20 protein-coding genes are annotated in these 20,545 nt (G+C 46.0%); 8 read left to right on the top strand and 12 right to left on the bottom strand.

Annotated elements, in window-relative coordinates; genetic code table 11:
- Positions 1-2: 2 nt before the first annotated feature.
- The 6 genes from A136_RS13700 to radC all read right to left on the bottom strand — a co-directional run bounded on the left by A136_RS13700 (position 3) and on the right by radC (position 4,023).
- On the bottom strand, positions 3-1,007 hold the full coding sequence (locus tag A136_RS13700) for an NAD-dependent epimerase (RefSeq protein ID WP_017063090.1): 1,005 nt from the start codon (positions 1,005-1,007) through the stop codon (positions 3-5).
- 91 nt (positions 1,008-1,098) lie between these two features.
- Positions 1,099-1,908, bottom strand: a complete 810-nt coding sequence (gene mutM / locus A136_RS13695; RefSeq protein WP_017063089.1) for a bifunctional DNA-formamidopyrimidine glycosylase/DNA-(apurinic or apyrimidinic site) lyase — start codon at positions 1,906-1,908, stop codon at positions 1,099-1,101.
- 2 nt (positions 1,909-1,910) lie between these two features.
- Positions 1,911-2,435 (bottom strand): hypothetical protein, encoded by a 525-nt coding sequence (locus A136_RS13690; protein WP_080582204.1) that lies wholly within the window; start codon positions 2,433-2,435, stop codon positions 1,911-1,913.
- Positions 2,436-2,639: 204 nt separating this feature from the next.
- The gene (gene rpmG, locus A136_RS13685; protein WP_002535344.1) at positions 2,640-2,807 is read right to left on the bottom strand and encodes a 50S ribosomal protein L33; all 168 of its coding nucleotides are present in this window, start codon (positions 2,805-2,807) and stop codon (positions 2,640-2,642) included.
- 13 nt (positions 2,808-2,820) lie between these two features.
- Positions 2,821-3,057, bottom strand: a complete 237-nt coding sequence (rpmB, locus tag A136_RS13680) for a 50S ribosomal protein L28 (protein ID WP_004728407.1) — start codon at positions 3,055-3,057, stop codon at positions 2,821-2,823.
- 291 nt (positions 3,058-3,348) lie between these two features.
- Positions 3,349-4,023: a RadC family protein gene (gene radC / locus A136_RS13675; RefSeq protein WP_017071069.1), complete on the bottom strand. Its 675-nt coding sequence runs from the start codon at positions 4,021-4,023 to the stop codon at positions 3,349-3,351.
- Positions 4,024-4,246: 223 nt separating this feature from the next.
- On the opposite strand from radC, the gene coaBC reads away from it, so the two are divergent.
- The 3 genes from coaBC (at position 4,247) to lpxL (ending at position 7,238) form a co-directional block, all read left to right on the top strand.
- Positions 4,247-5,488, top strand: coding sequence for a bifunctional phosphopantothenoylcysteine decarboxylase/phosphopantothenate--cysteine ligase CoaBC (gene coaBC / locus A136_RS13670; protein WP_017063087.1), 1,242 nt, complete (start codon positions 4,247-4,249; stop codon positions 5,486-5,488).
- Between the two features lie 139 nt (positions 5,489-5,627).
- Positions 5,628-6,218 carry a nucleoid occlusion factor SlmA gene (gene slmA, locus A136_RS13665; protein ID WP_017063086.1) on the top strand — a complete coding sequence of 197 codons (591 nt, stop codon included), beginning with the start codon at positions 5,628-5,630 and terminating at the stop codon, positions 6,216-6,218.
- 39 nt (positions 6,219-6,257) lie between these two features.
- Positions 6,258-7,238 carry an LpxL/LpxP family Kdo(2)-lipid IV(A) lauroyl/palmitoleoyl acyltransferase gene (lpxL, locus tag A136_RS13660; RefSeq protein ID WP_017063085.1) on the top strand — a complete coding sequence of 327 codons (981 nt, stop codon included), beginning with the start codon at positions 6,258-6,260 and terminating at the stop codon, positions 7,236-7,238.
- Between the two features lie 77 nt (positions 7,239-7,315).
- On the opposite strand, the gene pyrE is transcribed toward lpxL, so the two are convergent.
- Together pyrE and rph are read right to left on the bottom strand one after the other, a co-directional pair.
- Entirely contained in the window at positions 7,316-7,957 is a 642-nt protein-coding gene (gene pyrE, locus A136_RS13655; RefSeq protein WP_017059267.1) for an orotate phosphoribosyltransferase, read from the bottom strand.
- Positions 7,958-8,064: 107 nt separating this feature from the next.
- Entirely contained in the window at positions 8,065-8,781 is a 717-nt protein-coding gene (gene rph, locus A136_RS13650; RefSeq protein ID WP_009847983.1) for a ribonuclease PH, read from the bottom strand.
- Positions 8,782-9,029: 248 nt separating this feature from the next.
- Here rph and A136_RS13645 point away from each other — a divergent pair, with 248 nt between their 5' ends.
- On the top strand, positions 9,030-9,896 hold the full coding sequence (locus tag A136_RS13645) for a YicC/YloC family endoribonuclease (RefSeq protein ID WP_017063084.1): 867 nt from the start codon (positions 9,030-9,032) through the stop codon (positions 9,894-9,896).
- A gap of 404 nt (positions 9,897-10,300) precedes the next feature.
- Here the strand turns inward: A136_RS13645 and cspE are convergent, their stop codons facing one another.
- From cspE to A136_RS13630, 3 genes are all read right to left on the bottom strand, one after another.
- Complete coding sequence (gene cspE / locus A136_RS13640; protein WP_004735656.1) at positions 10,301-10,513, bottom strand: transcription antiterminator/RNA stability regulator CspE; 213 nt, start codon at positions 10,511-10,513, stop codon at positions 10,301-10,303.
- A 310-nt stretch (positions 10,514-10,823) separates the two neighbouring features.
- Complete coding sequence (locus A136_RS13635) at positions 10,824-11,249, bottom strand: phosphate-starvation-inducible protein PsiE (RefSeq protein ID WP_017062464.1); 426 nt, start codon at positions 11,247-11,249, stop codon at positions 10,824-10,826.
- Between the two features lie 221 nt (positions 11,250-11,470).
- Positions 11,471-12,841: an NCS2 family permease gene (locus tag A136_RS13630; protein WP_017062465.1), complete on the bottom strand. Its 1,371-nt coding sequence runs from the start codon at positions 12,839-12,841 to the stop codon at positions 11,471-11,473.
- 766 nt (positions 12,842-13,607) lie between these two features.
- Between A136_RS13630 and gmk the strand changes: the two genes are divergently transcribed.
- The 4 genes from gmk (at position 13,608) to recG (ending at position 19,123) form a co-directional block, all read left to right on the top strand.
- A complete protein-coding gene (gmk, locus tag A136_RS13625) occupies positions 13,608-14,231 on the top strand; it encodes a guanylate kinase (protein WP_017062466.1) in 624 nt (207 codons plus the stop codon).
- 119 nt (positions 14,232-14,350) lie between these two features.
- Positions 14,351-14,623 carry a DNA-directed RNA polymerase subunit omega gene (rpoZ, locus tag A136_RS13620; protein WP_009848003.1) on the top strand — a complete coding sequence of 91 codons (273 nt, stop codon included), beginning with the start codon at positions 14,351-14,353 and terminating at the stop codon, positions 14,621-14,623.
- Positions 14,624-14,662: 39 nt separating this feature from the next.
- The gene (spoT, locus tag A136_RS13615) at positions 14,663-16,789 is read left to right on the top strand and encodes a bifunctional GTP diphosphokinase/guanosine-3',5'-bis pyrophosphate 3'-pyrophosphohydrolase (RefSeq protein ID WP_017063083.1); all 2,127 of its coding nucleotides are present in this window, start codon (positions 14,663-14,665) and stop codon (positions 16,787-16,789) included.
- Positions 16,790-17,044: 255 nt separating this feature from the next.
- The gene (gene recG / locus A136_RS13610; RefSeq protein ID WP_017063082.1) at positions 17,045-19,123 is read left to right on the top strand and encodes an ATP-dependent DNA helicase RecG; all 2,079 of its coding nucleotides are present in this window, start codon (positions 17,045-17,047) and stop codon (positions 19,121-19,123) included.
- Between the two features lie 71 nt (positions 19,124-19,194).
- Here recG and envZ read toward each other — a convergent pair whose 3' ends face one another.
- Positions 19,195-20,490 carry a two-component system sensor histidine kinase EnvZ gene (gene envZ / locus A136_RS13605; protein WP_017063081.1) on the bottom strand — a complete coding sequence of 432 codons (1,296 nt, stop codon included), beginning with the start codon at positions 20,488-20,490 and terminating at the stop codon, positions 19,195-19,197.
- Positions 20,491-20,545: the final 55 nt, after the last annotated feature.

Below are 20,545 nucleotides of genomic sequence, written 5' to 3'. Positions count from 1 at the left end.
TACTACAGCGAGTAATAGGCTTTATACCAATCCGCGAAAGCTTTCGCGCCTTCTTGGATCTTCACTTGAGGTTTATAGCCAACCGCTTCAAACAAATCTTCCGTATCAGCGTAAGTCGCGTACACATCACCAGGCTGCATTGGCATGAAGTTCTTTTTCGCTTCAACACCTAGAGCACCTTCTAATGCTTCGATGTAGTCCATTAATTTAACCGGGCTGCCATGACCGATGTTAAACACGCGATACGGAGCAGAACTGGTTGCTGGTGACCCTTGCTCAACGGTCCAATCTGGTTGCTTGGCTGGTATACGATCTTGAACACGAATAATACCTTCAACGATATCATCGATATAAGTGAAGTCACGCATCATGTCGCCGTTGTTATAAATGTCGATTTCTTTGCCCGCTACGATTAGATTCGCAAACTTGAACATCGCCATATCAGGGCGACTCCAAGGGCCGTAAACCGTAAAGAAGCGAAGACCTGTCGTTGGTACGTCGTATAAATGAGAATAGGTATGCGCCATCAACTCATTCGACTTCTTAGTCGCGGCGTACAGTGAAATCGGGTGATCAACACTGTCTGCTGTATGGAATGGCATTTTTTGATTCAAGCCATAAACGGAACTCGATGAAGCATAAACGAGGTGTTCAACCTTATTATGGCGACAGCCTTCAAGAATAGCTAAGTGACCGACAAGGTTGCTATCGGCATACGCCATTGGGTTATCAATTGAGTAACGAACGCCAGCTTGCGCCGCTAAGTGAATCACGCGGTCAAACTTTTGCTGTGCGAAAAGCTCAGCGATACCTTCTCTATCAGCGAGATCCAGCTCGATAAAGGTAAGCTTTTCATGCTCGATACGCTTAAGGCGATCATGTTTCAGAGAGACTTCGTAGTAGTCATTTAGGTTATCGATACCAACAACCTCATGCCCTGCCGCACATAGTCGCTCTGACACTGCAGAGCCAATAAAACCAGCAACGCCAGTTACTAAATATTTCATTCTACTATTCTCAATTCATATAATTAGTACAATTGTAGCCACTCGCTAGCCTATCGACTAGCAATAAAAAGTGAACACGAGTTCAGATTTTCTATACTTGGCACTCTTCGCAATAAAACGTATTGCGCTGTCCGATTTTTAGCTCTTGAATCAATGCTTCGCAGCTTGGACACTTTTCACCCGCTTTCCCATACACTTGCAGCTCTTGGGCGAAATACCCCGGTTTGCCATCTGCTTGTGCGAAATCTTTTAGCGTAGTACCACCTTGTTTAATGGCGGTGGCGAGCACTTGTTTGATCTCTTTGGTCAACAAGACCCACTCTTGTTTTGTCACTTTGCTTGCAGGGCGCAAAGGGCTAATACGTGAAGCAAATAGCGCTTCATTGGCATAGATATTACCCACACCAACCACCACTTTGTTGTCCATGATGAACTGCTTGACGGCCACTTTACGCTTTTCTGCTTTCTCAGCAATGTAGTCAGCGTTGAAGTCATCGGTTAGTGGTTCAGGGCCAGAACCGAGTAACACAGGGTGTGTTTCGTCGGGAGCAGACCACAGCCAAGCGCCAAAACGACGTGGATCGTTGTAGCGTAGTACTTTTCCATTAGTGAGCTTAAGATCCACGTGATCGTGCTTTGCTGCCGGGAAATCGGCATCTAATACGCGCAGTGAGCCAGACATACCAAGGTGAACAATGGCAGTGCCAGTATCCGTCTCAATCAATAGGTACTTTGCGCGACGCGAGATAGAGCGAATCACCTGCCCTTCTAATGCTTTTAGCTCTTGTGGGATATCCCAACGTAGCTTAGGCGTGCGAAAAGTAAGAGTTTTAATGGTCTCGCCGACTAAATGAGGTGAGATCCCCATTCTGCTTACTTCGACTTCGGGTAATTCAGGCATAGTTAGTCGTCCGATTTAGAGGAGTGGTTAGCGTTAAAGCTTGGAAACAGGTAGTTCTCTTCAATAGACACCGCCAACCACTGATCATTCCAGTTTTTTAACAACCAGAACTCAGGCAATTGATAATAGGTAATACGCTGGGGCTCTTCTTGGTCTTGATACCATACTTCGATGGTGTGTGGTGTATTTAACCGAGGCGTAAGGTCTGTGTAGGTCTGTGAGTCGACTTCCGTGCCCACAAGCTCTTTCCAACGTTGTGACAGCTCTTGTGCATTGGTGGCTTGAGGAAAGTCAGTATCTTCGAACTGGTAAACCCATTGATTATCTTGTTGAATGACAGACCACTTAGCAAAGTGTAACGCTTGAAGCTTTGCTGTTGGGTTCAGGAGATAAGGATAAGGGCTATCAACCTGCGGTTCAGGTTCGATAAGGTACGCTTTGATCAATGTTGGAAGGTTTAACACGCCAATAAAAGCGATCACACTGAACATGAGTATGTTGTTCCACCGGCGTCCACGATATCTCATCTGATTCTGCTCATCTAACCTATTGAACATTCAGTATATCGTGAAAGTGGCAATACTTTCTATGTTGTACAGATTTCTATCTATCAGAGGCTATATCAAGCAAGAATAATTGAGTTCCTCAAATTGTAGATATAAAAAAACCCAGCGATTAAACTGGGTTTTTCAATTCTTTCTTCTACTGAAGAAGAGCAAAAAAAGCATCAATTACTTGATTTTAGCTTCTTTGTACATAACGTGTTGGCGAACTACTGGATCAAACTTTTTGATCTCAAATTTGCCTGGCATGTTACGCTTGTTCTTATCAGTTGTGTAGAAGTGACCAGTACCTGCAGAAGATACTAGACGAATTTTCTCACGAATGCCTTTAGCCATTGCTTAATTCCTCTTAAACGTTTTCGCCACGTGCACGGATATCAACAAGAACAGCATCGATGCCTTTCTTATCAATGATACGCATGCCTTTAGCAGTTAGACGTAGTTTAACAAAACGTTTTTCGCTCTCTACCCAGAAACGATGAGTTTGTAGGTTCGGCAGAAAACGGCGCTTAGTAGCATTGCGTGCGTGTGAACGGTTGTTACCCGTTACTGGACGCTTACCAGTTACTTGGCATACTCGGGACATGAATGTCTTCTCCAATCGTTTCAGCTCGATATCAACCTTGGTGGCCGAACCTCTCTATCAATTAAAATAGAAGGTAAAAACCGTTATGGAAAATCCATACAAGGCTATCAAAGGTCGCGCATTATACTAACTTGACACGCATTGCTCAAGACCCGAACAGATCCTTTTTACGGATTTCGTGATCTTTTTTTGTGCAGCGCAGCTTGCTTGAGTAATCAGAGCTGATTTTAGGTCTAAAAATGTGGCCGGAATAATAGCAGATTTAACGCAACTAACAACCTAAAATGTGATTCAAATCCATCCACGCTCTGCAAAAGAGACAACTTCACCATCTCCAACGACAAAATGGTCGAGAACTCGGATGTCCACCAGCGCTAATGCGTCGGTTAATCGGCGTGTAATCCGCCTATCCGCTTGGCTGGGCTCAGCAACACCTGAAGGATGGTTATGAGCTAAGATTAATGCCGCCGCATTATGATGAAGTGCCCGTTTAACCACTTCCCGCGGGTAAACCGATGCGGCATCGATGGTTCCTTCAAACATCACCTCGTCCTTTATTACCCTATTTTGGTTATCGAGGAACAATATATAGAAGGCTTCTCGCTGGCGATCACGCAACATGCTCGAAAGATAAAGCTTAGTATGGCTAGGGCTCGTAAGCGCATCTCCACGAGATAAAGTCTCTGCTAGATAACGCTGCGTCATCTCTAATACAGCCTGCAATTGAACATACTTGGCCTGCCCCATCCCTTTATGAGCACAAAACTCTTCCTGTGTTGCTGAAAAAAGATGACGGAGTGAGCCAAAGTCTTTGATCAACTTGTCAGCGAGTTCCAAGACGTTCATTCCTTGTGTCCCTGTTCGCAGGAATATCGCGAGCAGTTCAGCATCACTCAAAGAATCAGGCCCTCTATTTAACAACTTTTCTCTCGGCATCGATTCGGCAGGTATTTTATCTATTGGCATATAAAGACAATCATTGGTCATGAACACAACCCATCACCTTAATGAGATCGTAATCAGAGATCCTTCGATAGAGATCAAAGGAAACGAGACACTAACAAAATCGTGTAATTGATAAGTTTGATAACACCAACTTGATGAGCGTCAAATCTGTTCTAATTCTGCTTCTAGGCACTAATCCTTTGTTCTGATATCGTAAGTCCCAGAGAAATTAAGGAACAGAATCATGCAAACATTGGTTAATCAACTGGATAACGCTGACCTACAAGGCCTAGCTGGGAAAAAAATCCTACTTGGCATTAGTGGTGGTATCGCTGCGTATAAATGTGCCGAACTGACTCGACGCTTAATTGAGCGTGGAGCACAAGTACAAGTCGTGATGACAAATGCAGCCAAGGAGTTCATCACTCCTCTCACCATGCAAGCCGTCTCTGGAAGGCCAGTGTCTGATAGTTTGCTTGATCCTGCTGCTGAGGCTTCCATGGGGCACATCGAGCTCGCAAAGTGGGCTGACTTGGTATTACTAGCGCCAGCAACCGCAGACCTGATTGCTCGTATGACAGCGGGCATGGGTAACGACCTACTGACCACTTTGGTTTTAGCAACCGATGCGCCAGTTGCGGTATCTCCAGCAATGAACCAACAAATGTACAGCCACCCTGCCACTCAAGAGAACATCGCAACGCTAAAACGTCGTGGTTGTGAGATCTGGGGCCCGGCGGCTGGCGAGCAAGCGTGTGGTGATGTCGGTATGGGTCGTATGTTAGAGCCAATGCAGCTCGTGCATCGCTGTGAAGACTTCTTCCAACCTAAGCCACTTGCTGGCCGTTCTGTGCTTATTACTGCAGGCCCGACTCGTGAAGCGATTGACCCGGTGCGTTACATTACCAACCACAGCTCGGGCAAGATGGGCTATGCACTGGCTGAAGCAGCCGCGAAACAAGGCGCAACAGTGACTCTAATCAGCGGCCCTGTTTCATTAGCAACGCCAAATAAAGTTAATCGTATTGATGTCGACAGCGCACAACAGATGTTTGATGCCGTTACTGCTAACGCTTCTCAACACGATATTTTCATCAGCTGCGCCGCAGTTGCCGATTACCGCCCTGAGACCATCGCAGACCAAAAGCTTAAAAAGGTCGACGGTAAAGACGACATGACCATTCAAATGGTTAAAAACCCAGATATTGTCGCTTCTGTCGCTTCAATGACCGAAGGTCGCCCATTTACTGTCGGCTTCGCAGCAGAAACTCAAGATGTTGAGAAGTACGCTCGCGGTAAACTGGAAAGAAAGAACCTCGATATGATCTGCGCCAACGACGTCTCAGTTGAAGGCCAAGGCTTCAATAGCAGTAGCAATGAGCTGCACCTTTATTGGAAAGGCGGCGATAAATCTCTACCACTGGAGAGCAAAGACACACTTGGTTTCCAGATCCTCGATCAGATCCAACAGCTTATTAATGTATAAACGCACAAATTTGCTCTGATAATCTGCTGACACCTCTCGATTCTGTTGACCTAGGGCTCACAAAACTAGGAAACAGAATTGAATGGTGTTTATAATCCTTCTTCACTCAATCCTCATCTTTAGGAAAGGAAGTAAATAGATGGCTGGTGCTCGAAAATCAAACCGTCGTGAAGAAATCCTACAAGCTCTCGCACAAATGTTGGAATCGACCGAAGGTGCTTCTCGTATCACAACGGTAAAGTTGGCCAAGCAAGTGGGTGTTTCTGAAGCTGCGTTATACCGCCACTTCCCAAGCAAAGCCCGCATGTTTGAAGGCCTTATCGAGTTCATTGAAGAAGCGTTGATGTCTCGAATCAACCGTATTCTGGATGAAGAGAAAGACACGCTAGAGCGCATACGCCTAGTACTACAACTTATCTTAGTTTTCTCAGAACGTAACCCAGGCCTGACTCGAATTTTATCTGGTCATGCTCTAATGTTTGAAAATGAACGCCTGCGTGATCGCATCAACCAACTTTTCGAACGCATTGAGACGCAACTTCGCCAGATCCTGCGTGAAAGAAAGCTTCGTGAAGGGAAATCATTCCCGGTTGATGAGAAAATCTTAGCCGCTCAACTGCTCGGTCAAGTTGAAGGCAGCTTGAATCGATTTGTTCGCTCAGACTTCAAATATCAACCAACAGAAAACTTTGATGCTTATTGGGCTCTGCTAAGCGCTCAGATTAAGTAGCAATCAAATTAAGTAGCAATCAAATCTTAAGTGATGGTTATGACGACGAAAACTTCTTCAGCAAACGGCACTGCACAACACGTGATTACTAAGCCACCTTTTACTCTAGCTCTACTTCACCCTAAATATTGGGGTGTATGGTTTGGTTTTGGGTTATTGGCGCTTATTGTTAACGTTCTCCCTTATCGCCTCTTACTGCTGTTAGGCCGATCGTTAGGCTCTTTGGGTGCTCGCTATGGTAAAAAGCGCGTCGCGGTAGCAACACGTAACTTGGAGCTCGCCTTCCCAGACAAGCCAGCAGATGAAGTCGCGGCAATGGTCAGTGAGAACTTTAAGAACACAGGTATGGCACTCATCGAAACCGGCATTACCTGGTTCTGGCCAACGTGGCGTTTCAAGCGCATCCTAGTAGATAAAGACACCCAAACACTGCGTACGCACAAAGCTAACGGTAAAGGTGTTCTTCTATGCTGTGTGCATGCCTTAAACCTAGAGATCACTGCGCGAGCAATGGCTGTTCTCGGTATTTCAGGTTTAGGTGTTTATCGCCCGCACAACAATCCGGCTTATGAATTCATTCAATACCGTGGTCGTACTCAAAACGGCAACCGCCTGATTCACCGTAAAGACGTGAAGCGTATGATTCGAATCCTGCGTCAGGGTGAGATCCTTTTCTACCTACCGGATCATGATTACGGTCGTAACAAGTCTGTGTTTGTGCCTTTCTTCGCTGTAGAAGATGCATGTACTACAACAGGCACTAGTATTCTGGCTTATACGAGCCGATGCGCACTTGTTCCGGGTTCTGGTTTTAGAAATGCCGATGGCAAGTATGAGATCATGGCCGATGAATCGATCGAAGATGACTATCCACAGAAAGATGAGAAAGCGGCTGCCGCCTACATGAACCGCTACCTTGAGAAGATTATCTTAAGAGCACCAGAACAGTGGATGTGGCTGCACAAGCGCTTTAAGACCATGGAAGACCCAGAAGTGGAGCGCGGCATTCGTTATAAATAATGAATACTGAACCAAAAGAAAAGGGGCTGATGAATCATCAGCCCCTTGTGCATTCTATAGTCTAATTACGAGTAGTATTAGATGCCGTATTGAGCGCGGTACGCTTTTACTGACTCTAGATGTGCTGCGTCGGTGCCTTTCTCTTCAAGGAAAGTCACCAAGTCAGTCAGGCTAACGATTGAGATAATCGCACAACCGAAGTCACGCTCAACTTCTTGAATCGCAGACAGTTCGCCTTTGCCCTTCTCTTGACGGTCGATAGCAACAAGCACGCCCGCTAAATCAGCGCCATTTGCTTGGATGATTTCCATCGACTCACGAATCGCAGTACCTGCAGTGATCACGTCGTCCACTAACATGATGCGACCTTCAAGCGCGCTACCGACAAGGTTGCCACCTTCACCGTGGTTTTTCGCTTCTTTACGGTTGAAGCAGTAAGGCGTGTCTACATCGTGGTGATCCGCTAGTGCAACCGCTGTCGTCGTTGCAATTGGGATACCTTTGTATGCAGGACCAAATAGTACATCAAACTCAATGCCAGAATCAGCCAATGCTGCTGCGTAGAAGCGACCTAAGCGCGCTAGGTCACGACCTGTATTAAACAATCCAGCATTGAAGAAGTAAGGGCTCTTGCGGCCAGACTTTAAAGTAAACTCACCAAACTTAAGTACTTCTTTCTCTAGTGCAAATTCAATAAATTCACGTTGATATGCTTTCATGCTCATCCTCTATGTTTACTCAATAAAACTTAACTTACGCCCTGTACCACCCTTTCAGGTTTTACAGACAAAAAAATAGCCCCCAAATTGGGAGCTATTAAAAATGACTAGTCGGCCAACGCAGCTTTCTGCGCTTCGACGATATCGGCAATGCCCTTATTAGCCAGGGCTAAAAGCTGCATCAGCTCTTCGTGGCTGAACGGTTCGCCTTCTGCGGTACCTTGAATCTCAATCATCTTACCGTCTTCCGTCATTACAACGTTCATGTCGGTATCGGCTGCTGAGTCTTCAACGTACTCAAGGTCACACAGTGCTTGTGCACCAACGATGCCCACTGAAACTGCCGCTACGTGGCCTTTCATTGGGTTCTTTTTCAGTTTGCCGCTTGCTAGTAGGCTGTTGATAGCATCAGCCATTGCAACGCTTGCACCTGAGATAGAAGCTGTACGAGTACCGCCGTCTGCTTGGATAACATCACAATCGACAGTGATCATAATTTCACCCATTACTTTCAGGTCAACAACAGCACGTAGGCTACGAGCGATCAGACGTTGGATTTCCATCGTACGACCACCTTGCTTGCCGCTCGCCGCTTCACGACGGTTACGAGTGTGCGTTGCACGTGGCAGCATGCCGTATTCAGCCGTTACCCAACCCTTTCCTTGGCCTTTTAACCAACGCGGTACGTTTTCTTCTACCGTCGCATTACATAGAACTTTAGTGTTGCCGAACTCAACTAATACAGAACCTTCAGCATAAGCTGTGTAGTTACGAGTAATTTTAATTGGACGAATTTGATCTACAGCGCGGTCATTTGGACGCATTGGTATCTACCTTATTAACAGTCTGAAGTGATTTACTATCGAAAGAGTGCATCACCTAAGAAAGGGGTGAGACAGTTTTGATTGGGGCAAGATTATATAGCAGTTTATCGTGCAAATCTATTTACCGTTCAAAGCTATTTATCACGAAAGGCTATTTACAGTGAAAAGCGACAGGCTTCGAGAGCACACCATATCGTGATACTATGCGTGCGCGTTATTTTCAGAATGATAAAAGACAGGAAAATTCGATGATTTATAGTATGACCGCGTACGCACGCAAAGAAGTAAAAGGCGATTGGGGCAGCGCAGTATGGGAAATCCGTAGTGTAAACCAACGCTACCTAGAAACTTACTTCCGTATGCCTGAACAGTTCCGTGGTTTAGAGCCAATCTTGCGTGAGCGTTTCCGTAAGCGTCTAGCGCGCGGTAAGGTTGAATGTAACCTACGCTTTGAAGCAAACCCTGCTGCAAAGGGCGAACTAAGCATTAACGAAGGTTTGGCTCAGCAAGTAATCAATGCGGCGAACCAAGTAATGACGATGACTGGCGAAGAGAGCCGTTTGAACCCATTCCAAGTCATGAACTGGCCTGGTGTGATGGAAACGCCAGAGCAAGACATGGATGCCATCAACAAAGACCTACTTGAAGCATTCAACGATGCTATCGCAGAGTTCATTGATGCTCGTGCTCGTGAAGGTGAGAACATGAAGGCGCTAATCGTACAGCGCTTAGATGCAATCACTGAAGAAGTAGTGAAAGTTCGTGCACGCATGCCTGAGATCCTAGAGTGGCAACGTGAGCGTCTTCTTACCAAATTTGAAGATGCGAAAATCGAACTGGAAGGTTCTCGTGTTGAGCAAGAGCTTATCCTACTTGCGCAGAAGTCAGACGTAGCAGAAGAGCTAGACCGTCTAGATTCTCACGTGAAAGAAGCAAATGCAGTATTGAAGAAAGGTGGCGCTTGTGGCCGTAAGCTAGACTTCATGATGCAAGAGTTCAACCGTGAGTCAAACACGCTAGCGTCTAAGTCTATCAGCACAGACATCACAGCATCAGGCGTAGAGCTTAAGGTTCTTATCGAACAGATGCGTGAGCAAATTCAGAATATTGAATAACAGTTTGTCAGTAACACGCTGAATAGCCATTAACTGAATCAGTGTTGATTAACTAACAGTGTTGATTAGATCAAGATAAGCTCCTAGTTTTAGGGGCTTTTTTTGTGGATACAATAATGCCAATCACCGTAAGTAAATGAGCAAAAATCGGAGATCAGAGAGTTGAACCGGAAAAGTAACTTAGAACGAAGTATAGATTGTGGATTGCGATAAGGGGGTAACGAAGTAGTGGGTATAACGAAATAATGGGATAACGAGAGTAAAAAGGTATTAAGGGTATTTCAGAGGGAAATAAAAATTTCTAAACAGGAGATAAGAAGTTAAAGCAGAAGAGGTATAGAAAGTGAAGATTAAGCTGGGAAAGTGACGCAAGTTGCTGTTGCAACCTGCGCCGACTTAAAATCTTATAGAGCTACAACGTTTGCAGCTTGAAGACCTTTTTGGCCTTGCTCTACTTCGAAAGACACTTGTTGGCCTTCTTTAAGAGTCTTGAAACCTTCAGAAGCGATTGCACGGAAGTGTACGAATACGTCAGCGCCGCCGTTGTCTTGAGTTAGGAAACCGAAACCTTTCTCTTCGTTAAACCATTTTACTACGCCGTTTGTTTTGTTAGACATGATGTGTCCCTTATATAAAAATAAAAAATTAATCGCCAAAAGTGCGATGCGCTGAAAGCTTGAATTATTTAATGTATCTATGAAGCCAAGGGAAACACTGAGAATAACAATGAAGCAATACTAAGGGTTTTACTTTACAACTGATGTTTCATTTAATAACTCTGAAAACAGAGCGAGGCCATTCTTGGTGATCTGGGTCGGGTTGTAAAGCTTTATTTGAAAATAATTGATGTTTTTTTGTTCGGTTGGCTTGAATTCAAGCCCAGCTAGGTCGCCGGGCTTGATTTGTAAGACTTTGATCTCAAAAATTTTACTCGTCCGGCTGCTTAGTTCTGAGATCGACATATGGCCAGTAATGGTGACCGACTCGAATCAACAGAGTTGCTGCTGCTAAGATAAATGCCGCTAAAGATAACCAAACGATCAATACCGCATCGAGTTCTTTCATGCCCAAAGTGATGTAACGAGCAATCGCCATCATCGCGATATAGATTGGGTATCGCACTGGGATCTTACCGTTCATCACAAACTGCTGAACCATCGCCAACACTTCTAAATAGATAAACATCAGCAGAATGTCGGTCAATTGCACTCGGCGTTCAGCGAAGACATGCATGAACTCTTCGACCATCGCAAACAAGGTCGCGAGCGTGATCGCCACCAGCAATACCGCTTCCATAATGTGGAATACTTTTAAAAACGGCTTACTAAAAGATTTAGGTAAGTGAGAAGGCATAGTCACTCTTCAAAAAATAATTAATCCAGTCTCTACAATAGCATGCATCAATATAAGTCGTGTACTGTCAAAGCACCGACTTTAGGCTAACGCCATCAACTCATCGGTAACCAACATTAAGAAGCAACGGTAAAAAGCAACAAATACAAAAATGGCCCCGCATTCACTGCAGAGCCATCTGTTTGTCTTTTACTTAGCGACTTCTTAGTGACTAATTAGCCTTAAAGCAGAATCAGGTAAGTTAAGAACACCACACACAGTCCGTAGATAAGCGGGTGTACTTCTTTGCGCTTACCTGCGACAACCATTGTGAATGCGTAGCTGATGAAGCCCATCGCCATACCGTTCGCTGGAGAGAAGCTTAGCACTGTGAACATGATGGTAAAGAAGGCTGCAATGCGTGACTCTTTCTTTTCCCAGTTGATCTGACCAAGACGACCTACCATGTAGATGCCGACTACTACCATCGCCGGTGCAACCATTGCAGCCGAGAAGATAGAGAAGATTGGGTATAGGAATAGCGAGATTAGGAACAGACCAGCCACCATGACTGCTGCCAAACCCGTTTTTGCACCTTGAGAAGAAGCGATGCCAGACTCAGAGAAAGCAGTGATCGATGTGGTACCAAGAATTGAACCAATCACAGTACCGCCCGCATCTGCTACTAGAGCCGATTTCGCGTTTGGCACCTTGCCGTCTTTATCGATGATACCCGCATCACGGCCAACGCCGACAATGGTGCTCAAGCCATCAAAGAAATCGACAATCAAGAAGATAAGTACGATGAACAGTAGGTCGAACATTTTCTCTGGCGTGAAAGCAGAGAAATCGAAGATAGCGCCGAAGCTGCCAGCCATGCTTGGTGGCATAGCAATGAACTGCTCTGGGATTGGTGCGTTTGAAGTGCCCATGAAGACGTCAGCAAGAATCGTCAACACGATAGCAGAAACGAATGAGATGAACGTTGCTAGCTTGATGTCACGAACCATACAACCCAGTGCGATGAAGATGCTCACGTAAGCGATGATCACTTTTGGATCAGAAATGTCGCCTAAGCCTACCAATACGAATGGGTTAGAAACGATGATGCCCGCATTCTTAAGACCTAAGAAAGCAATGAACAGTCCGAGAGACACGGTAATCGCCAACTTCAAATCTTCAGGAATCGATTCAATCATCGATTTACGAATATTGGTCAATGAGAACGCAAGGTACAGGATACCGGACAGGAAGATGCCAAACAGCGCCTCATTCCAAAGTACTGCGACTGAACCACTTAATAGTAAGCCTTTGAAGAAGCCGTTCATGCTCATGCCCGGCGCTAGCATTACAGGGTAGTTGCCCCAAATGCCCATAATTAGGGTTGCGATTGCCGCAGACAGAGCCGTTGCAGTAAACACGGCACCTTTGTCCATGCCTGGAATATCACCCAAAATTGCTGGGTTAACCGCCAGAATGTAACTCATCGCCAAGAAAGTAATGAAACCCGCATACAGCTCAGTGCCAATCGTGGTTTTTCTTTCAGTGATTTTAAACATCGAATCAAGCGAGCCAGAGGTGTTCTGGGCTTTCAGGGTGGAATCGGTACTCACAACAAAACCTTTGCAATAAATTAAGAATTTGGTGATTCAAATGCTGTGTGAATAGAGAGGTCTCTACACTAAAAACTGTAGTCACCAAGGTAGGCTCGGTAGTAGAAACATCTAGTCTAGTAGGGTCTGTTGGCCCTTCGAGATGATTTTTGCAGCGAGTTGTTGGGGATTTCTACAAGGCAGAGACTTTGAAGTGTAGCTAGCCTACATAAGAAGTCGATAACGCAGTAGAAATCACCAACAAACGCTGCCCGAAGGGTTCGGCTAAAATCGTTTTATGCTTTGTTAAGGAGTCTTTACTTAGAATACTAGGCTACAAACTCCTTGCCGCGCCTAAAACGATTTTTTCTCGAACAAAACTCCATCGCGAAAGGTCAACAGACCCTAGATATATACAGCATTTAATCGTTTGCGCGGATTGTAAGGATTGAGATTAAAACTTCAACAAATTTTGTCCAGATCACATAAAAAAGTACCGATGACGAGTCATTACATTTATACAAAGATCTTTGAGAAGATCATTTGCTGATAAATAACGATCAAGCCAGTTGTTCTCAATCATCTAAATATGCTACTCTTCGCCTCCATTTTTCTGACCTAATTTTCACCAGTTGCTTCTATTAGTTTTACTCGTTATCTCTTTATAGACGTAACCAACGGCACAATTAGTAGATGCGCCATCGGAACAAAAATTAGAGTCAGTGCTATCTTTTAAAGTGTAGGTTTATTGCCTTCACTCAATCCAACCAACAGTGGAAATATACAGATGGGCAAAGGTACTCTTTACATCGTATCTGCACCTAGTGGCGCAGGTAAGTCGAGCTTGATCTCAGCAATGCTAGAAACCAATCCAACCTACGCAATGAAGGTATCTGTTTCACACACCACTCGCGGTATGCGCCCTGGTGAAGAAAATGGTGTTCACTACCACTTCGTAGAGAAGCATCATTTTGAAGACCTTATTACTAAAGGTGAATTCCTAGAGTACGCTGAAGTGTTCGGCAACTACTACGGTACTTCACGCGTTTGGATTGAAGAAAACCTAAACCGCGGTATCGATGTATTCCTAGATATCGACTGGCAAGGTGCTCGTCAGATCCGTGAACAAATGCCTCAAGCGAAGAGTGTATTCATTCTTCCACCATCAAATGGTGAACTAGAGCGTCGTTTGAATGTTCGCGGTCAAGACAGCGACGAAGTTATTGCGAAACGCATGAGCGAAGCAAAATCAGAGATTTCTCACTATGCAGAATATGATTATGTGATCGTGAATGACGACTTTGATGCAGCCCTAATGGACTTCAGAGCTATCATTCGTGCGGAACGCTTAAAAGAAGATAAGCAAGCAGCGAAATACAGCGGCATGCTTACTGCTTTATTAGCGGAATAATCTAGATCCCCTAGATTTTCTATTGAGATAAGTATACGGTGATCTAGAAAGTATCTAGTTAAACTTGTATACTTTCTCGTCATCAAAAATTTATTAGTTAATTACTATTTGGAGTCCTCATGGCACGCGTAACTGTTCAAGACGCTGTTGAAAAAGTTGGCAACCGTTTCGACCTAGTTCTTATTGCGGCTCGCCGCGCACGTCAAATGCAAACTGGCGGTAAAGATTCACTAGTGCCTGAAGAAAACGATAAGCCAACGGTTATCGCTCTTCGCGAAATCGAAGAAGGTCTTATCACTAAAGACGTACTAGATGCTCGTGAACGTCAAGAGCAACAAGAGCAAGAAGCGGCTGAACTTGCAGCAGTAAGCAGCATCGCTCACACTCGTTAAGAACGTCATTCGAACTAATTAACCTTCCGGGCCTTTAATTTGTATCTATTCGATAGCCTCAAAGACGTTGCCCAAGAATACCTAACAGAGCCTCAAATTGAGGCTCTGCGTCAATCTTATGTGGTAGCGAGAGACGCCCATGAAGGGCAAACCCGCTCAAGCGGTGAACCATACATTATCCACCCTGTAGCTGTTTCAAGAATCCTGGCAGAAATGCGTCTGGATATCGAAACTCTGCAAGCTGCTCTGCTTCATGATGTCATCGAAGACTGTGATGTCACTAAAGAAGATCTAGAGGAAAAATTTGGCAATACCGTTGCTGAATTGGTTGATGGTGTATCTAAGCTGGATAAGCTTAAATTTCGTGATCGCAAAGAAGCGCAAGCAGAGAACTTCCGCAAGATGGTTCTCGCCATGGTGCAAGACATCCGCGTTATCTTGATCAAATTAGCTGACCGTACTCACAACATGCGCACGCTTGGGGCACTTCGTCCTGACAAAAAGCGTCGTATTGCTCGTGAAACCCTAGAGATTTATTCTCCACTAGCTCACCGTCTTGGTATTCATAACATCAAGACCGAACTAGAAGAGCTAGGCTTTGAAGCCCTCTATCCTAACCGTTATCGCGTACTTAAAAACGTAGTGAAAGCTGCGCGTGGTAACCGTAAGGAAATGATCCAACGTATCCATAGCGAAATTGAAGGCCGCCTTGAAGAGGTCGGTTTGCCTGCTCGCGTACTTGGTCGTGAAAAAAACCTGTTCTCCATCTACAACAAGATGAAAACTAAAGAGCAGCGCTTCCACACCATTATGGACATCTACGCTTTCCGCGTCGTGGTTGATACCCCAGATACTTGTTATCGCGTACTTGGTCAGGCTCACAGCCTGTACAAGCCTCGCCCTGGCCGCATGAAAGATTACATTGCGGTACCAAAAGCCAACGGCTACCAATCTCTGCACACGTCAATGATCGGCCCTCACGGGGTGCCAGTTGAGGTTCAGATCCGTACTGAAGATATGGATCAAATGGCAGACAAAGGTGTCGCAGCGCACTGGTCTTACAAAGGCAACGGCTCACGCAGCAGTAATGGCACAACCGCACAGGTTAAAGCACAACGTTGGATGCAGAGCTTACTTGAGCTGCAACAAAGCGCGGGTAACTCATTCGAATTCATTGAAAACGTTAAGTCTGATCTGTTCCCAGATGAGATCTTCGTGTTCACGCCGAAGGGTCGCATTGTCGAACTTCCGGCAGGCGCAACAGCGGTCGATTTTGCTTACGCGGTGCATACCGATGTCGGCAACATGTGTGTAGGTGCTCGTGTAGACATGAACCCTTACCCACTCAGCAAATCGCTGAAGAACGGTCAAACTATTGAGATCATCAGTGCTCCGGGCGCACGTCCGAATGCAGCATGGCTCAACTACGTAGTGACCTCACGCGCACGTACAAAGATCCGTCAGGTTCTAAAAACCATGCGTCGTGAAGAGTCGATCACGCTAGGCCGTCGTTTACTGAATCATGCACTTGGCGAACACTCTATTGCCGATATCGGCCAAGAGAATATTGACCATGTATTGTCTGACTTACGCCTAGAAAGCGTTGAAGACTTACTGGCGTCGATTGGTCTTGGTGAGCTGATGAGTATCGTAATTGCTCGTCGTCTGCTTGGTGATGCTGACGAACTGACTGAAGTAGAAAACAACAGCGACACGCCTAGGAAGAAACTTCCAATCCGTGGTGCTGAAGGTCTACTGCTAACGTTCGCCAACTGTTGTCACCCGATTCCAGATGATCACATCATTGCCCATGTCTCTCCAGGTCGTGGCCTTGTGGTTCACCGTGAAACGTGTCCAAACGTTCGTGGTTACCAAAAAGAACCAGACAAGTACATGGCGGTGGAATGGTCTGACGATTACGACCAAGAGTTCACAGCTGAACTTCAGGTTGATCTGCAGAACCACCAAGGTGCACTGGCTGAGTTAACTAACGTTATCTCGAAAACAGGCTCGAACATTCACGGTATTTCAACTGAAGAACGTGATGGACGCCTGTACACAGTGACTATCTTGCTGACCACCAAAGATCGTGTTCACCTTGCAAGTATTATGAAAAAGCTACGTGTGATGCCACACGCGCTGAAAGTAAGACGTCGTAAGAACTGATCAAAGTAAAGATGAGGGATTCGAGATGGCGAGATGCGAAGAGCAAAAGACTTCGTGACTCACCATCTTGGCTCCACATCTTTTTTAATCTTTTCGTATCTCGTTTACTCGTACCCCGTATCTGCTCTTCATTCCTTCGTGTCTCGTTTACCCGCATCCCGCATCTGCTCCTAATCTGCTCTTTCGCTTTATCCTGTACAAAAATCCAGTAAAATGCTTGAATAGATTATCTCTCTTACGTTTATGAGCCTTGTTATGTCACAGCTTTTATCTGCTATCCCTCTCAACTCTTTATCTGGAGTCGGCGCAAAAGTCGCAGAGAAACTGGAGAAGGTTGGGCTTAACAACGTACAAGATTTACTGTTTCACCTGCCTTTGCGCTACGAAGATCGAACGCGTATCTATCCAATCGTAAAACTGCATGCTGGTTTATGGGCAGCAGTGCAAGGCAAGGTAATGCACGTCGATACCATTTTCGGTAAACGTAAGATGCTCGCAGTAAAGATCAGTGATGGTAATGGCACTATTACACTGCGTTTTTTCAACTTCACTGCAGGCATGAAGAATAACTTTGCCGAAGGCAAACAAGTGCATGCTTATGGTGAGATCAAGCGCGGCAATATGGGGCTTGAGATTGTCCATCCGGACTACAAATTCTTTGCGCCGAGGCAACAGCCAGACGTTGAAGCCAATCTGACTCCGGTGTACCCAACCACCGAAGGGCTAAGACAAGTCACGCTGCGTAATCTTACCGATCAAGCCTTAGAGCTAATCGACAAGGCCGCAGTTAACGAGCTTCTCCCATCAGGTTTATACGACCACCAAATTACCCTCGCACAAGCACTGCATACCATTCACAGGCCGCCCCCGGGCATTGACCTAGAGCTGTTTGATGAAGGCAAGCACCCTGCGCAACTGCGCCTAATTATGGAAGAGTTACTGGCTCAAAACCTGTCTATGTTGTCTGTTCGTAGCAAAGGGCAGCAAGACAAGGCAATGCCTTTTCCTCCAGTAAACACCCTTAAAGATAAGCTACTGGCTCAGCTGCCGTTTTCACCAACCAATGCCCAAGCACGAGTGACCAAAGAGATCGAAGCTGACTTGGAAAAGCCGCATCCTATGATGCGTTTAGTGCAAGGTGATGTGGGCTCTGGTAAAACCTTAGTCGCTGCACTGGCGGCGGTTCGCGCATTGGAACACGGTCAACAAGTAGCACTTATGGCACCCACTGAACTACTCGCAGAACAACACGCGATTAACTTTGCCAACTGGTTTGAGGCAATGGGTATTCAAGTTGGATGGCTAGCAGGTAAGCTCAAAGGCAAAGCTCGTGAAACTGAACTAACACGTATTGCCAGTGGCGAAGCGCAAATGGTGGTCGGTACTCATGCCCTGTTCCAAGAGCATGTCGAGTTCAAAAACCTTGGTTTAGTGATCATTGATGAACAGCACCGATTTGGTGTCCACCAGCGATTAGAGCTACGTGAGAAAGGCGCAAAGCAAGGCTACTACCCCCATCAGTTGGTCATGACCGCTACCCCAATCCCACGAACGTTAGCAATGACGGCCTATGCCGACCTCGAAACTTCGATTATTGATGAGCTGCCACCGGGACGAACCCCAATTCAAACCGTGGCTATTCCTGATACCAAGCGCGATGACATTGTTGAACGTGTGAAAAATGCGTGTCTCAATGAAGGCAAACAAGCCTACTGGGTATGTACGCTGATTGATGAATCGGAAGTACTGGAAGCTCAAGCTGCAGCTGATACAGCAGAAGAGCTACAACGCAAACTGCCTGACGTAAAAATTGGTTTAGTCCATGGCCGTATGAAACCCGCCGAGAAACAAGCGGTGATGCGAGAGTTCAAAGAGAACAAGCTGCATCTATTGGTTGCGACAACCGTGATTGAAGTTGGTGTGGATGTTCCGAATTCGAGCTTAATGATCATCGAGAACCCAGAACGTCTTGGCCTAGCGCAACTGCACCAACTGCGTGGCCGTGTCGGCCGAGGTTCGGTCGCAAGTCATTGTGTATTGTTGTATCACTCTCCGCTGTCTAAAACCGCTCAGAAACGCCTAGGTGTGCTACGTGAAAGTAACGATGGCTTTGTGATTGCTCAGCGAGATCTAGAGATTCGTGGCCCTGGGGAACTGCTTGGTACTAAACAGACGGGTTTAGCGGATTTCAAGATTGCTGACTTGGTACGAGACCAACGTTTAATCCCAGAAGTGCAGCGTATTGCACGCCATATTCACGATAGCTACCCAGACAACGCCAAGGCGATCATCAACCGCTGGCTGGGTGAACGCGATGTTTATTCGAAGGCTTAGCCCTTACATTTCCAGCTTAAAACGTAGAAAGGCTTCCACAAGGAAGCCTTTCTAGTGCGTATAGCCCAAGCCTAATGCTTCACAGGGAAACTGATCTGCGCTTTTAAGCCACCTTCACTACGATTATTCACGACTACCGCACCTTGGTGCTGGCTTACAATACGCTTAACAATTGCCAAGCCCAAGCCCGTACCTTCGCTGCCACGAGCCGTGTCACCACGTGTGAACGGTTCAAACAACTTACCGACCTGGTCTTGCGGGATCCCAGGGCCATTATCTTCAACGGTCACCCAAGCCAGTTTATTATCCGCCGTCATGCCAGTCGATACCTTGACCCAACCATTGCCATAGCGCAGCGCATTCACCACCAAGTTACTCACGGCACGCTTCATCGCGATCGGATTACCTAGCGCTGGCTTCATCGATTCTGGAATATCGGTTTCAATCTGAACCTCGTAGCCACCCTCAGAGCTCGATACCTCACGAGCAATATCATCGACAAACACCGCTTGGAATGAATCTCGGTCGACAGGCTTTAGGTAATCCATGAACTGGCTGATGATTTCATTACACTCTTCGGTATCACTGATAATCCCCTCAGCTAAGTAGGCATCCTCTGGTGACATCATCTCAGTCGCTAAGCGAATACGCGTTAACGGAGTACGTAAATCATGGCTGATACCCGCCATCAACAAGGCGCGGTCTTCTTCTAGCTCTTGGATGCCTTTCGACATCTGGTTAAAGGCTCGAGTTACCGAGCGAATCTCTTGTGCGCCTTGAACTGGCAATGGCGGTGGAATATCACCTCGCCCGACACCTTGCGCCGCTTTCTCTAGCGCTATCAACGGACGGTTTTGCAATCGGATAAACAGCCAACCACCTGCGACAATCAACAGCGCCATGATCAGACTGTTACGAAACAGTGGTGCAAAATCCTCTTCTTGCAGCTCTGATAACGGAATACGAATTAAAGAGTTGGGTAACTGCGCAATGTCCATCCAAAGCACATAGCTCTCTTTACCCAAGATCAGCCGCACTTCAGTTTCAGAACCCAGCTCCTTGGTCATCTCCTCACTCATCAGGTCGATTGCGACCGCATGGTAATACTCACCCGCCGCTTCGCTGCCCTTGGCGTGAACGGTTACCCCGAGCTGTTCAAGCACACGCTGACGCAATGGCGCATCGATCTCGATATCACTGCCTTGGTCCAATACCAGGTTTAGCTCGTGAGCCAAAATCTTATTAAACTGCTGCAAACTTGGCATCAACGCATAGTTAAACACCGCGTAATAAGAAAAAATTTGGCTAGCGACCAATAGCGTTAAGAAAAGCACTATCGACTGAGTAAAGGAGCTACGTATACGCATGGGGTACCCGAGATGTAGAAAGATAAAGAAAGTGTTATATGACTATAACTCTAAA

It is taken from the genome of Vibrio crassostreae 9ZC13, from assembly GCF_000272045.2.
GTDB lineage: Bacteria > Pseudomonadota > Gammaproteobacteria > Enterobacterales > Vibrionaceae > Vibrio > Vibrio crassostreae_C.
This window is presented reverse-complemented; position numbering and strand designations above follow the sequence as displayed.

Excerpts from the sequence above, each read along its gene's own strand:
- A136_RS13645 (WP_017063084.1), top strand. The coding sequence starts at position 9,030 with ATGATTTATAGTATGACCGCGTACGCACGCAAAGAAGTAAAAGGCGAT.
- pyrE (WP_017059267.1), bottom strand. The coding sequence starts at position 7,957 with ATGAAAGCATATCAACGTGAATTTATTGAATTTGCACTAGAGAAAGAA.
- rpoZ (WP_009848003.1), top strand. The coding sequence starts at position 14,351 with ATGGCACGCGTAACTGTTCAAGACGCTGTTGAAAAAGTTGGCAACCGT.
- A136_RS13635 (WP_017062464.1), bottom strand. The coding sequence starts at position 11,249 with ATGCCTTCTCACTTACCTAAATCTTTTAGTAAGCCGTTTTTAAAAGTA.
- lpxL (WP_017063085.1), top strand. The coding sequence starts at position 6,258 with ATGACGACGAAAACTTCTTCAGCAAACGGCACTGCACAACACGTGATT.
- slmA (WP_017063086.1), top strand. The coding sequence starts at position 5,628 with ATGGCTGGTGCTCGAAAATCAAACCGTCGTGAAGAAATCCTACAAGCT.
- envZ (WP_017063081.1), bottom strand. The coding sequence starts at position 20,490 with ATGCGTATACGTAGCTCCTTTACTCAGTCGATAGTGCTTTTCTTAACG.
- gmk (WP_017062466.1), top strand. The coding sequence starts at position 13,608 with ATGGGCAAAGGTACTCTTTACATCGTATCTGCACCTAGTGGCGCAGGT.
- A136_RS13700 (WP_017063090.1), bottom strand. The coding sequence starts at position 1,007 with ATGAAATATTTAGTAACTGGCGTTGCTGGTTTTATTGGCTCTGCAGTG.
- mutM (WP_017063089.1), bottom strand. The coding sequence starts at position 1,908 with ATGCCTGAATTACCCGAAGTCGAAGTAAGCAGAATGGGGATCTCACCT.
- radC (WP_017071069.1), bottom strand. The coding sequence starts at position 4,023 with ATGCCAATAGATAAAATACCTGCCGAATCGATGCCGAGAGAAAAGTTG.
- rpmB (WP_004728407.1), bottom strand. The coding sequence starts at position 3,057 with ATGTCCCGAGTATGCCAAGTAACTGGTAAGCGTCCAGTAACGGGTAAC.
- cspE (WP_004735656.1), bottom strand. The coding sequence starts at position 10,513 with ATGTCTAACAAAACAAACGGCGTAGTAAAATGGTTTAACGAAGAGAAA.
- A136_RS13690 (WP_080582204.1), bottom strand. The coding sequence starts at position 2,435 with ATGAGATATCGTGGACGCCGGTGGAACAACATACTCATGTTCAGTGTG.
- rpmG (WP_002535344.1), bottom strand. The coding sequence starts at position 2,807 with ATGGCTAAAGGCATTCGTGAGAAAATTCGTCTAGTATCTTCTGCAGGT.
- rph (WP_009847983.1), bottom strand. The coding sequence starts at position 8,781 with ATGCGTCCAAATGACCGCGCTGTAGATCAAATTCGTCCAATTAAAATT.
- recG (WP_017063082.1), top strand. The coding sequence starts at position 17,045 with ATGTCACAGCTTTTATCTGCTATCCCTCTCAACTCTTTATCTGGAGTC.
- coaBC (WP_017063087.1), top strand. The coding sequence starts at position 4,247 with ATGCAAACATTGGTTAATCAACTGGATAACGCTGACCTACAAGGCCTA.